This is a genomic window from Gemmobacter denitrificans (assembly GCF_036964905.1).
In the GTDB taxonomy this organism is placed as follows: domain Bacteria; phylum Pseudomonadota; class Alphaproteobacteria; order Rhodobacterales; family Rhodobacteraceae; genus Gemmobacter; species Gemmobacter denitrificans.
The window spans coordinates 36,753-49,154 of the sequence record NZ_JBALHR010000007.1; the positions used below are offsets into that span (position 1 = coordinate 36,753).

13 protein-coding genes are annotated in these 12,402 nt (G+C 63.6%); 8 read left to right on the forward strand and 5 right to left on the reverse strand.

All coding sequences use genetic code 11. From position 1 onward, the window contains the following. Positions 1 to 2 precede the first annotated feature (2 nt). On the reverse strand, positions 3 to 914 hold the full coding sequence (ttcA, locus tag V6590_RS12365) for a tRNA 2-thiocytidine(32) synthetase TtcA (RefSeq protein ID WP_335423505.1): 912 nt from the start codon (positions 912 to 914) through the stop codon (positions 3 to 5). Between the two features lie 211 nt (positions 915 to 1,125). Between ttcA and mscL the strand changes: the two genes are divergently transcribed. Beyond that, on the forward strand, positions 1,126 to 1,494 hold the full coding sequence (mscL, locus tag V6590_RS12370; RefSeq protein ID WP_335423508.1) for a large-conductance mechanosensitive channel protein MscL: 369 nt from the start codon (positions 1,126 to 1,128) through the stop codon (positions 1,492 to 1,494). Positions 1,495 to 1,555: 61 nt separating this feature from the next. On the opposite strand, the gene V6590_RS12375 is transcribed toward mscL, so the two are convergent. Beyond that, a complete protein-coding gene (locus V6590_RS12375; protein WP_335423511.1) occupies positions 1,556 to 2,161 on the reverse strand; it encodes a protein-methionine-sulfoxide reductase heme-binding subunit MsrQ in 606 nt (201 codons plus the stop codon). Between the two features lie 63 nt (positions 2,162 to 2,224). Next, positions 2,225 to 3,343, reverse strand: coding sequence for an alanine dehydrogenase (ald, locus tag V6590_RS12380; RefSeq protein WP_335423512.1), 1,119 nt, complete (start codon positions 3,341 to 3,343; stop codon positions 2,225 to 2,227). A gap of 160 nt (positions 3,344 to 3,503) precedes the next feature. On the opposite strand from ald, the gene V6590_RS12385 reads away from it, so the two are divergent. Further along, a complete protein-coding gene (locus V6590_RS12385) occupies positions 3,504 to 3,962 on the forward strand; it encodes an Lrp/AsnC family transcriptional regulator (RefSeq protein WP_335423514.1) in 459 nt (152 codons plus the stop codon). 81 nt (positions 3,963 to 4,043) lie between these two features. After that, positions 4,044 to 5,150 (forward strand): calcium-binding protein, encoded by a 1,107-nt coding sequence (locus V6590_RS12390; protein ID WP_335423516.1) that lies wholly within the window; start codon positions 4,044 to 4,046, stop codon positions 5,148 to 5,150. Positions 5,151 to 5,239: 89 nt separating this feature from the next. Here V6590_RS12390 and rpsU read toward each other — a convergent pair whose 3' ends face one another. After that, complete coding sequence (rpsU, locus tag V6590_RS12395; RefSeq protein ID WP_023666753.1) at positions 5,240 to 5,446, reverse strand: 30S ribosomal protein S21; 207 nt, start codon at positions 5,444 to 5,446, stop codon at positions 5,240 to 5,242. Positions 5,447 to 5,552: 106 nt separating this feature from the next. On the opposite strand from rpsU, the gene V6590_RS12400 reads away from it, so the two are divergent. Beyond that, on the forward strand, positions 5,553 to 6,236 hold the full coding sequence (locus V6590_RS12400) for a COQ9 family protein (RefSeq protein WP_335423523.1): 684 nt from the start codon (positions 5,553 to 5,555) through the stop codon (positions 6,234 to 6,236). Continuing rightward, positions 6,233 to 7,228, forward strand: a complete 996-nt coding sequence (locus V6590_RS12405; protein ID WP_335423525.1) for an NAD(P)H-quinone oxidoreductase — start codon at positions 6,233 to 6,235, stop codon at positions 7,226 to 7,228. The genes V6590_RS12400 and V6590_RS12405 overlap by 4 nt, the downstream gene beginning before the upstream one ends. Positions 7,229 to 7,249: 21 nt before the next feature. Here the strand turns inward: V6590_RS12405 and V6590_RS12410 are convergent, their stop codons facing one another. After that, positions 7,250 to 7,936 (reverse strand): arylesterase, encoded by a 687-nt coding sequence (locus tag V6590_RS12410; RefSeq protein WP_335423528.1) that lies wholly within the window; start codon positions 7,934 to 7,936, stop codon positions 7,250 to 7,252. On the opposite strand from V6590_RS12410, the gene V6590_RS12415 reads away from it, so the two are divergent. The 3 genes from V6590_RS12415 (at position 7,935) to V6590_RS12425 (ending at position 12,325) form a co-directional block, all read left to right on the forward strand. Next, a complete protein-coding gene (locus tag V6590_RS12415) occupies positions 7,935 to 8,606 on the forward strand; it encodes an ABC transporter ATP-binding protein (protein WP_335423530.1) in 672 nt (223 codons plus the stop codon). The two genes, V6590_RS12410 and V6590_RS12415, sit on opposite strands and share 2 nt — an antisense overlap. Beyond that, positions 8,603 to 11,110 (forward strand): ABC transporter permease, encoded by a 2,508-nt coding sequence (locus tag V6590_RS12420; protein ID WP_335423531.1) that lies wholly within the window; start codon positions 8,603 to 8,605, stop codon positions 11,108 to 11,110. Before V6590_RS12415 ends, V6590_RS12420 begins: the two co-directional genes overlap by 4 nt. 411 nt (positions 11,111 to 11,521) lie before the next feature. Continuing rightward, positions 11,522 to 12,325, forward strand: coding sequence for a TIM barrel protein (locus tag V6590_RS12425; protein WP_335423534.1), 804 nt, complete (start codon positions 11,522 to 11,524; stop codon positions 12,323 to 12,325). Positions 12,326 to 12,402 lie beyond the last annotated feature (77 nt).

The following is a 12,402-nucleotide window of genomic DNA, read 5'->3' on the forward strand; positions in this document are numbered from 1 at the left end:
CGTTAATCGAAGCCCTTCAATTGCGGAGGATTTTCTTCAACTGATCCAGTCACACGTTGCAAGCCGGCAAAATCAAACACCCCCGGGTCGAGCAGATGCGAGGGCCGGGCATTCATCAAGGCGCGGAACATCACCTGCCGCCGCCCTGGGCTGCGGCTTTCCCAGCCATCCAGCAACTGCTTGACCTGCTGGCGCTGCAATCCTTCCTGACTGCCGCAAAGATCGCAGGGAATAATCGGGTAATTCATGGCCTTGGCGAATTTTTCGCAATCTGCCTCGGCCACGAAGGCCAGCGGGCGATAGACGAACAGGTCGCCCTCTTCGTTCAAGAGCTTTGGTGGCATCGTGGCCAGCCGCCCGCCATGGAACAGGTTCATGAAGAAGGTTTCCAGGATGTCGTCGCGATGATGGCCCAGCACCACCGCCGAACAGCCTTCCTCGCGGGCGATGCGATACAAATTGCCGCGCCGCAGGCGGGAACAGAGCGAACACATGGTCTTGCCCGGCCCGATCTTGTCCATCACGACCGAATAGGTGTCCTGATATTCGATACGATGGGGCACGCCCATGCGGGCCAGAAATTCGGGCAGGACCGTGGCGGGAAAATTGGGCTGCCCCTGATCCAGATTGCAGGCCAACAAATCTACCGGCAGCAGGCCACGCCATTGCAATTCGTGCAGCACAGCCAGCAGGGTATAGCTGTCCTTGCCCCCTGACAGGCACACCAGCCACCGCGCACCGCGTTCGATCATGCCGTAATGATCGATTGCCGCGCGAACTTCGCGCACCAGACGCTTGCGCAGTTTGCGAAATTCGGTCGAGGCCGGGGCGCCGTGGAACAGCGGATGAATATCACCATCAAGGCCGTCGTCGTGGCCGTGGTCATCTTCGCGCGTATGGAGATCGTCAGCCATGGGTGCCTCCGCCGGGTTCGGGCTTGCCGCCCTATGCCAGAAAGCGCAACAGGCTGCAAATACACGCCGCTTCTGATGCCCGACACGCAGAATTCCCCATCACAGGACAGGAGTCTGTGTGTCATAGTGATGTCGCGCAAATGCGCGTCAAAAACAACCGGGGGCCCGTGCTGGAGGCACCCCGACGGACGAAGGACAAAGGGGCCTATACATGTTGAACGAATTCAAGGCATTCATCTCGCGCGGGAACGTGCTTGATCTCGCGGTCGGGGTGATCATCGGTGCGGCCTTTACCGCCATCGTTACCTCGCTGGTGGACGATCTGGTCAATCCGCTGATCGGGATGATCATCGGTGGCATCGATTTTTCGTCGGTCGGCTTCTCGATCGGCGATGCGCGCTTCAATGTCGGTAACTTCATCAATGCCGTGATCAAGTTCCTGATCATTGCCTGGGTGGTGTTCCTGATCGTGCGCACCGTGAACAAGCTGATGCCGAAAAAGGAAGAAGCCCCGGCTGCGCCCGCTGGCCCGACCGAGGTGGACCTGCTGAAGGAAATTCTTGTCGCATTGAAGAAGTAAGGCCAGACCGGCCTGAATACACGGCCCGCAGCCTAGCCTGCGGGCCGTTTTCCATGTTCCGTCAGGCAACGGCGGGGCGGCGCGGACGCAGATACCAGTACCAGAGCCGATAGGCCCAAAGTGCCAGCAGCGGCCCGAAATGCACGGCGGCCGGGGGCCAGCCACCCCAGTCATGCAAGGCTGCCCAGTGGATCAGCACCAGCACCGCCGCAGGCCAGGCCAAGCGTTGCAAGCTTTTCCATCCCGAACGCAGCCAGCGCTGCGACAAGGTGTTCGAGGTGGCCGCGAGCGGCAGAAAGATCAGCATGGCGGCCCAGCCTGTCCAGATATCCGGGCGGGGCAGGGCTTCCAGAACGCGGTCCAGCGTGCCCCGGTCGATCACATAGATCACGGTATGCAATGCGGCATAGGCAAAGGCCGCGACTTCGATGTCGCGCCGATGATGCAGCAGCCATCGGGTCCAGCCTGCCCTGCGAAACAGCAGCATCAGCCCCGAGGCCATCATGCCGATGATCATGAAACGCGCGGCAAATTCGCCGGTTGGGTGCAGCAGCCGATGAAAGGCGCGCGGGTCATCGCCAAACAGCGGGCCAATCATGCCCAGTGACGGCAGGGCAAGAACGATCCAGAGGATCAGGGTCGAAGGTCGATATCTTGAAGGAAACATGGGGCACCTGTGATCGGGTGCCCCATGATACGCGTCAGCGGCCAAGTTCCGTCGCTCGGCGGATCAGATCGTCAGCGCGTCTGCCGCCGCGATCGTCGGCAGGTTCAGCGCCACGCCCACTGCCTCATAGGTCAACTTGCCGGCATGAACATTCAGCCCGTTCAGCAGGTGCTTGTCTTCGGCGCAGGCGCGTTTCCAGCCCTTGTCGGCCAAGGCCAGCATGAAGGGCATGGTGGCATTGCCAAGCGCCTGGGTCGAGGTGCGCGCCACCGCGCCCGGCATATTGGCCACGCAGTAATGCATGATGCCGTCCACCTCATAGATCGGGTCCTGGTGGGTGGTGGCGCGGCTGGTCTCGAAACAGCCACCCTGGTCGATCGCCACATCCACCAGTGCCGCGCCGGGTTTCAGTTCCTTGAGCTGCGCACGGGAGATCAGCTTGGGCGCCGCCGCACCCGGGATCAGCACCGCGCCGATGATCAGATCGGCTTCGCGCGCCAACGCAATGGTATTGCCTGCGCTGGCATAGGCATTCTTGAACTCGCGCCCGAAGACATCATCCAGATAGCGCAGCCGGTTCACCGAACGGTCGATCACCGTCACATCGGCGCCCATACCGGCGGCGACCTTGGCCGCATGGGTGCCCACCACCCCGCCGCCGATCACCAGCACCTTGGCAGGCAGCACGCCCGGCACGCCGCCCAGCAGCACGCCGCGCCCGCCATTGGCCTTTTGCAGAGTCCAGGCGCCCACCTGCGGCGCAAGCCGCCCGGCCACTTCGGACATCGGTGCCAAGAGCGGCAAGCCGCCACGATCATCGGTCACGGTTTCATAGGCAATCGCGGTCACGCCGCTGTCCAGCAGATCGCGGGTTTGCTCCGGGTCCGGGGCCAGATGCAGATAGGTGAATAGCACCTGCCCCTCGCGCAGCCGCTTGCGCTCCACCGCCTGCGGCTCCTTCACCTTCACGATCATGTCGGCCTGGGCAAAGAGCTCTTCTGCCGTGCCAAGGATCGTCGCGCCTGCTGCGATGTAATCCTCATCCGTGAACCCCGCGCCCATCCCGGCCTTGGTTTCCATCACCACCGCGTGACCATGACCCACCGCCTCGCGGACGGCATCGGGCGTCATGCCCACGCGAAATTCCTGCGGTTTGATTTCTTTCGGGCAACCGATCTTCATTGCGTTTCTCCCTGATCGCCCGCACCTCCCCGCGCGGGCCTGTGCCATCAGCCTGAGCCAGAATCGGCGCAAGAAGTTTGAATTCTCTGGCCCTTCGCGATGGGCTGATGGTAATTTACTTCGACAATGCCGCCAATTCAGGAAAGAAATCACCAAAGCCATGGAACTTGACGCAACAGACCGCCGCATCCTGACCGTGTTGCAGAAGAACGGACGGATCACCAATGCCGAATTGTCCGAACAGGTGAACCTGTCTGCCTCTGCCTGTCACCGGCGGGTGCAGCGGCTTGAAGAGGAGGGATACATCGCAGGCTATGTTGCCCTGCTTGATGCGCGTCGGCTGGGCCGCCCGACCACGGTCTTTGTGGAAATCACTCTGCAGGGACAGGCGGATGAACTGCTGGATGCGTTTGAACGCGAAGTGGCGCGTATCCCCGACATTCTGGAATGTCACCTGATGGCGGGCAGTGCGGATTATCTGTTGAAAATCGTGGTGCAGGATACCGAAGATTTCGCCCGCATCCATCGGCAATACCTGTCGCGCCTGCCGGGGGTTGCGCAGATGCAAAGCTCTTTCGCGCTGCGCACGGTGCTGAAGACCACCGCGTTTGTAGTGTGATATGGTCTGTGAAGCCGGGCAAAGTTGATTTTTGAATATCTTCGTGCTGGACTACGGGCCGAAAGCTTGCCGGAGCGTGCCATGACCGTTGATATCTACGCGCCCACCGCCAATGACACCCTGTCAGCCGAGGAAATGACGCTGTATCGGCTGATCATGGATTATCGTGCCGAAAACGGTTTGGCGGCCATTCCGCTGTCCGATGCCCTGACCATAACGGCCGGACGCCATGCAACGGATACGGTCGCCAATATCTGGCAACCTCGGCTCGACCTGCCCGATGGGGCCAATCTGCACAGCTGGTCTGACGCCCCTTACTTTTCCGACCATCGCCAGCCCGAGATCATGTGGCACGCGCCCGAACGCCTGGGCACAGGTTTTGAAGGGTTCGGTTTTGAAATTTCCACCGAACTCGGCGGGGTCACCACTCCGTCGGCGGCGCTGGCCTCATGGAAAGGCTCACCCGGCCATGACGCGGTGATCCGCAACACAGGCGTCTGGGCCGATTTCAGCTGGACTGCCATCGGCGTCGGAATCGACCGGCTGGCCAATGGGCGCACCATCATGCATGTCTGGTTCAGCGATACGCCTGACGCCAATCCGGCCCGCCAGTTGGGAACGGCCAGCAGCAATGCCATGTCCGGCACTGATTTCGCCGATCATCTGCTGGCGCTGGGCGGCCACGATACGCTGAACGGGCTGCGGGGGGATGACCTTCTGTTCGGAGGGGCGGGGCGCGACCGGATCAATGCCGGGGCGGGCAATGACCAGCTGGACGGGGGAAAGGCCAATGACATTCTGTCCGGCGGGCAGGGCCGCGACACGCTGTCAGGTGGGGCTGGTTCCGACAGGCTGGATGGCGGAGCGGGGCGCGATGATCTGACAGGCGGGGCCGGTGCCGACAGCTTCATCCTGCGCGCGGCGGAAGGCGACCGCATCGGCGATTTCGGGGCGACGGACCGACTGGTTCTGGACGGGCGGCCCTTCCTCGTCTTGGGCAAAGCCATCTCTGCTGCAGAATTCCATGTCGGCGCGGCTGCCGAAACCGCCGACCAGCACCTGATCTATGACCGTGACACCGGGCGCCTGTGGTTCGACCGCGATGGCAATGGTGCGGCGGCGGCACAGCTTCTGGCGCAATTGCAGGGTTTACCCGAACTTGATCGGGGCGATCTGGTTCTGAGCTAGGCAGAAACAGCCCAAAGAAAAACCCCCGGCCGAAGGACGGGGGTTCCCTTGACTGGCGGGTTACCCCGCCCAGTGCTCAGACACGTCTCTCAGAGAGCGCCTTCGCGCTGTGCCTTCTTCCGTGCGAGTTTGCGTGCACGGCGGACGGCTTCGGCTTGCTCACGGGCCTTCTTGACGGAAGGCTTTTCGAAATGCTGCTTGAGCTTCATTTCGCGGAACACGCCTTCGCGCTGAAGTTTCTTCTTCAGGGCGCGGAGCGCCTGTTCGACGTTATTGTCACGAACGCTGACCTGCATGTGGTTGTCACCACCTTCCTAAGCTAGAGTTGCACTATATGTGCAGGCAGGCGGGCCATAGCAAAGCCCGGCCGACTTGTCTAGCATCACGGCAAAGGAGAGGCCGATGACCGAACAATCCCCGGCAATGCGTGTGCTTGAGGCGGCTTTGCCACATGTGCCCTTTGATGGCTGGTCCGATGCCACACTGAAGGCGGCGCTGACCGATTCGGGAATTGACCCGGCCTTGGGGGCGGCGCTGTTCCCGCGCGGGCCGCTGGATCTGGCGCTGGCCTATCACCGTAAGGGCGATGCGTGCATGGTGGCCCGGCTGGCCGATATGGATCTGGGAAGCCTGCGCTTTCGCGACCGGATTGCGGCGGCTGTGATGGCCCGGCTGGATCTGGTCGAGGACAAGGAACTGGTCCGGCGGGGCACCACCTTCTTTGCGCTGCCGCACAATGCAGCAGAAGGGGGCAAGGCGATCTGGGGCACTGCCGATGCGATCTGGACGGCCCTGGGCGATACATCCGACGATCTGAACTGGTATTCCAAGCGGGCCACCCTGTCTGCGGTCTATTCTGCCACTGTGCTGTTCTGGCTGGGCGATGACAGCCCCGGCCAGCAGAACACCCGCGAATTTCTGGATCGCCGCATCGAAAACGTGATGCAGTTCGAAAAGCTCAAGGCCGGGCTGCAGGCCAATCCGCTGACGCGCGCGCTGCTGGCCGGGCCGATGAAACTGCTGTCTGGCATCCGCGCACCGCACAGGCCCGATGATCTTCCCGGAACCATGAAAGACCCGCTATGACGCTTCCTCCTCCGCATGTGATGCAAGCCATGGAAATCTCGGCCCCCGGTGGGCCCGAGGTGCTGAAACCCGTACAGGTCACGGTGCCGGTGCCGGGCCACGGCCAGATCCTGATCCGGGTCGCCTATGCCGGGGTAAACCGCCCCGATGCCCTGCAGCGTGCCGGTCTTTACGCCCCGCCCCCCACTGCCTCGCCCTTGCCGGGGCTGGAGGCTGCGGGCCATGTGGCCGCCGTCGGGCCGGGTGTGACGCGCTGGCAGGTGGGTGATGCTGTTTGCGCGCTGCTCCCCGGTGGCGGCTATGCGGAATATGCGATCTGCCCGGAAGACCACGCCCTGCCAGTGCCCGAAGGCATGGCGCTGCGCGAAGCCGCCTGCCTGCCGGAAACCTGTTTCACCGTCTGGTCGAACGTGGTGCTGCGCGGCGGGCTGAAAGCGGGCGAACGGTTTCTGGTTCATGGCGGATCGTCAGGCATTGGCACGACGGCGATCCAGTTGGCCCGCGCTCTGGGCGCCCGGGTTTTTGCCACTGCCGGATCTGATGACAAATGCAAGGCCTGCCTTGATCTGGGGGCAGAGCGCGCGATCAACTACCGGTCCGAAGATTTCGTGGCGCTGATGAAGGCCGAAGGCGGCGCGAACCTGATCCTTGACATGGTGGGCGGCAGCTATTTGCCGCGCAATGTGAAGGCGCTGGCCGATGACGGGCGGCTGGTGCAGATCGCCTTTCTGCAAGGCCCCAAGGTGGAACTGAACTTCGCCGAGGTGATGACCCGCCGTCTGACCATCACCGGTTCGACCCTGCGGCCGCAGAGCGATCTGGCCAAGGCGCGCTATGCCCGCGATCTGGCCGAACAGGTCTGGCCATTGATTGCGAAGGGCGCGCTGCGCCCGGTGATGGACAGCGAATTCCCGCTGACCGAGGCCCCCGCCGCCCATGCGCGGATGGAAAGCTCGGGCCATATCGGCAAGATCGTGCTGAAGGTGGCCTGAACGGCCGCGCGTGATCTGCGGTCAGTTGGCCAGCAGATCACGCAGCTTCGGCCCCAGATAGCCCACGATCGCTTTCACCCCTTCGGAATTTGGGTGGATGCCGTCAGCCTGCATCAGCGGGCGGATCGTGGCAGGGTCGGTGCCCCCGGCGGCCTCGGCCAGACCGGCCATGAAATTCGGCTCCATTGCCACGCCATGTTTGGCCGCCAGATCGGGAAAGATCGCATCGAATTCTGCCTTCCAGTCGGGGCCGTAATTCGCAGGGCCGGGCAGCCCCACCAGCAACACTTTCAGGCCCCGCGCGGTGGCCGTGGTCAGGATGGCATCCAGATTTGACCGGCTCATGCCCGGGTCGAGCCCGCGCAGCAGATCATTCCCGCCAAGCGCCACAATCAGCACATCGGTTTCCGGTGTCAGCGACCAGTCCAGCCGCGACAGGCCGCCTGCCGTCGTATCCCCCGAAACCCCCGCATTCACCACACGCACGTCCAGACCGTTGGCCACCAGCCAGCCCTGCAGTTGCGGCACAAACCCCTCGCCCTCGGCCAGGCCATAGCCCGCGGTCAGGCTGTCGCCCAAGGCCACGATTTCGGTGGTTTCCGCGGCGGCAGCGCCGGAAATGGCGAAAAGCAGCGGGATCAGGGCTTTGCCAAGCGCGCGGCGCGCCCCATATGACAGACAACAGGCAAGGCGAAGGGCAGAGACCATGGGCGATCCGATTCTGGCATTGGAAGATGCGCGGCTGACATTGGCCGGAAATGCCGGGGCGGTCGAGATACTCAAGGGTATTTCGCTGACAGTTGATCGCGGCCAGACTGTCGGGCTGGTCGGGCCATCCGGGTCGGGCAAATCTTCGCTGCTGATGCTGATGGGCGGGCTGGAACGGGCAACGGGGGGGCGCGTCGCGGCATTGGGGCAGGACCTGGGCGCGATGGACGAAGATGCGCTGGCCCGGTTCCGTAGGGGCAACATGGGGGTGGTGTTCCAGAGCTTCCACCTGATCCCCGCGATGACCGCGCTGGAAAACGTGGCGGTGCCGCTGGAACTGGCTGGCCATCGCGATGCCTTTGACAGGGCCGAGGCGGAACTGCGCGCTGTCGGCCTGGGTCATCGCCTGGATCACTATCCGGCGCAGATGTCGGGCGGGGAACAGCAGCGTGTTGCGCTGGCACGCGCCGCCGCGCCGCGCCCGGCCATCCTGCTGGCGGACGAGCCGACCGGCAATCTGGATGCGACCAACGGGGCCGCGATCATGGACATGCTGTTCGCCCTGCGCGACCGGCATGGCGCGACGCTGGTTCTGGTGACCCATGCACCGGACCTTGCCGCCCGCTGTGACCGGGTCGTGCGTCTGGTCGATGGTCGGGTGGCAGCATGACCGGCCTTGCATGGCGTCTGGCCCGGCGCGAATTGCGCGGCGGTCTGCAGGGTTTCCGCATCTTTCTGATCTGTCTGGCGCTTGGGGTGGCGGCGATTGCCGCCGTTGGTATGGTGCGCGCCGCGATAGAAGGCGGCCTGCGCGATCAGGGTGCCGTGTTGCTGGGCGGCGATGCGCAGATGGAATTCACCTATCGCTTTGCCGAACCAGCCGAACGCGCCTTCATGGACAGGATCGCCACCCGTGTGTCCGAGGTGGTGGAGTTTCGCTCCATGCTGGCTGTGGGTGATGAGCGTGCGCTGACGCAGGTCACGGCGGTGGATGACCTGTATCCTCTGGAAGGCGCGGTGCAACTGGAGCCAGCACTGGGCATGGCCGAGGCGTTGGCCCCACACGACGGGCTGCCCGGTGCCGTGGTGGATCGGGTGCTGATGGATCGCATGGGGCTTGCCCCGGGTGCTGTCATGCGTCTTGGCACGCAAGAATTTCACGTCAGCGCCGCCCTGATCCGTCAGCCTGACAGCTCGAACGGGGGGTTTGGCCTTGCGCCCGCCACCATCGTAAAAACAACCGATCTGGTGCAATCGGGCCTGATTGTTCCGGGGTCACTTTACGAAACCGAATATCGGCTTGATCTGCCCGAAACTGCAGACCTTGCCGCGCTGCAGGCCGAGGCCGAAGCGAAATTCACCCAGACCGGCCTGCGCTGGTCTGACAAGCGCCGCGCCGCGCCGGGTGTGGAACGCTTTGTCGAACGGATCGGGGCTTTCCTTGTGCTGGTCGGTCTGGCCGGGTTGGCTGTGGGCGGTGTCGGGGTTTCTGCGGCGGTGCGCGCCTATCTGGAGGGCAAGGTGCCGGTGATCGCCACCCTGCGCACGCTGGGGGCCGAAGGCCGGCTGATCTTCCGCATCTACCTGCTGCAGATCGGCGTTCTCGCGGGAATTGGCATCGCCATCGGTTTGGTGATCGGCGCGGCTTTGCCTTTGCTGGCGGGGCCGGTCATCGCGGCGCAACTGCCCTTTCCGGTGGCCTTTGGACTGTATCCCCGCCCGTTGATCGAGGCGGCAGGCTATGGCGCGCTGACGGCGCTGTTGTTCACGCTCTGGCCACTGGCGCGGGTCGAAGGGGTAAAGGCCGCCGCGCTGTATCGCGGGGCAGGGGGCGGCGGGCGTCCGCGTGCTGGTGTGATGTTGGCCATCGTGATCACCGCGTTTGCGCTGGTCGGCGGTGCAGTCTGGTTGTCGGGCATGTGGGCGCTTGCGCTTGGTGTTGCCGGGGGCGTGCTGGCTGCGCTGGCGATCCTGACGCTTGCCGCATTGGGATTGCGGCGCTTGGCGCGGGGCGCGGCGCGGCGGGCCCGCGGTTGGGTTGCACTGCGTGCCGCCCTTGGTGCCATTGCCGCCCCGCGGGGCGAGGCGGTGTCGGTTATCCTCTCGCTCGGGCTTGGCCTGTCGGTTCTGGCAGCGGTTGGCCAGATTGATTCCAACCTGCGTTCAGCCATCGACCGGGATCTGCCGACCTTGGCGCCCAGCTATTTCTTTGTGGATATCCAACCCGACCAGATCGCGCCGTTTCTTGCAAAAGTGAAAGCAGACCCGGCGATTTCGCGGGTGGAAAGCGCGCCGATGTTGCGTGCTGTATTGACGCAGATCAATGGCCGCCCGGCGCGCGAAGTGGCGGGCGAACATTGGGTGGTGCGCGGCGATCGCGGGATCACCTATGCCGCCACCCCGCCTGCCAATACCAAGGTGGTGGCCGGGGATTGGTGGCCCGCAGATTATGCCGGGCCGCCGCAGGTCAGCTTTGCCGCGACCGAGGCGGAGGAGATGGGGCTGAAACTGGGCGACAGCGTCACGATCAACGTGCTGGGGCGCGACATCACCGCCACCATCACCAGCTTGCGCGAGGTGGATTTTTCCACCGCCGGGATGGGCTTCGTGATGACGCTGAACCCCGGCGCGTTGCAGGGCGCACCCCATACCCATATCGCCACCATCTACGCGCCTGAAGATCAGGAAGCCCGCATCCTGCGCGATCTGGCCGGCGAATGGCCCAATATCACGGCGGTCCGCGTACGGGATGCCATCGCCCGGGTGACCGAGGCGCTGGATGCCATCGCCACCGCAACTGCCTGGGCGGCGCTTGCAGTTCTGGTAACCGGCTTTGTCGTGCTGATCGGTGCGGCGGCAGCGGGCGAACAGGCCCGCAGCTACGAGGCCGCGATCCTGAAGGTCATGGGCGCAACCCGCGCCCGGATACTGACCAGCTTTGCCTTGCGCGCGGGCCTGATGGGGGCGGCGGCGGGGCTAGTGGCGATCCTTGCCGGAGGGATCGCGGGTTGGGCCGTCATGGTCTTCGTGATGGAAGGAGATTATGTCTTCGAACCCGTCTCGGCGCTGGCCATCGTTGTCGGCGGTGTTCTGGCGACGCTTCTGGCCGGGCTTGCCTTTGCGCTGCGGCCTTTGGCCGTGCGCCCTGCGCGGGTGCTGCGCGCGCAGGATTGACCGGTCTTTCGGGCGACGCCGGGCATGGCCGATGCGTTCGTCGAACTGACCAATGTGCTTGGGACATTGGATCAGATGGCCCATCACCAACCCGTCGCACAGATGCACAGCCTTGTGCGTGCAAGGCCTGAAGTGGCGTGAAACCTGCCTTCCGGCGCATGAAACAGCGCAAGGGCTGGCCGCACGCTGCCCCGGGCGGCGCTGGCCAAGGGTGTGGCGACCATGGCGATCGATACCCCGGTGGACAAGCTGTGCCGGGCCAGAAATCCCTGCCGCCGGATATCCATGTGGCCGAGTCGCTGTAGCCACAAATGGAATGATTGCACTGAAATTGGAATTTTTCGGTTGAAATGATCCATAAATGGAATATCAATTCCATACGCTGCCTGGGGGCGGCGGGAGGAATCACATATGTTGTCCTTTGCCCTGAACCACATGACCGCTCCGCGGCTTGGCTGGCAGGCATTTGCCGATCTTGCGGCCGGGCTTGGTTGTGTCGGCGTGGAATGTCGCAACGATCTGCCGGGCGTGCTGTTTGGTGGTGATGATCCGGCCACAGTCGGGGCTGCGCTGCGCGCCCGTGGCCTGCGCTTTCTGGCGCTGGCCGAGGTGAAGATGTTCAACGACTGGTCGGACGCAAAGGCGGCCGAGGCCGAGGCCCTGATGAAGATCGCGGTCGCAGCCGGGGCCGAAGCGATCAGCCTGATCCCGCGCAATGACGGCGTTGCAACTGAGCGCGACGAAAGTCTGCGGGTCACCACCCATGCGCTGCGGGAAATTCTGCCAATGCTGCGTGGCCACGGCCTGAAGGCCATGGTCGAGCCGCTGGGGTTTGCAGTCTGTTCACTGCGTTACAAGGATGTGCTGGCCAAGGCAATCGAGGCCGTGGGGGGCGATGGCACCTTTTTCATGGTGCATGATACCTTTCATCACGCGCTGGCAGGCTTTGGCCCGATCTACCCGGAACTTACCGGAATCGTTCATGTTTCCGGTGTGACGGATATGATCTATCTGGACGATATGCGCGATCCGCATCGGGTGTTGGTCGATGCCGATGACGTTCTGGGGAATGTGGCGCAGATCCGCACGTTGCAGGCCGGAGGCTATGTCGGGCCGATCAGCTTTGAACCTTTCGCGCCATCCGTGCATGCGTTGGACACCCCTTTTGCCGCGCTTGCCGCCAGCATGGCCCATATCCGCGCGGCCTGTGGGTGATCCATGCGCCACCGCATACCCCCATCTTCTTTTGCAACCGGTTGCAAAAATCGGTTGACGACCTGCAGGAACTTCTT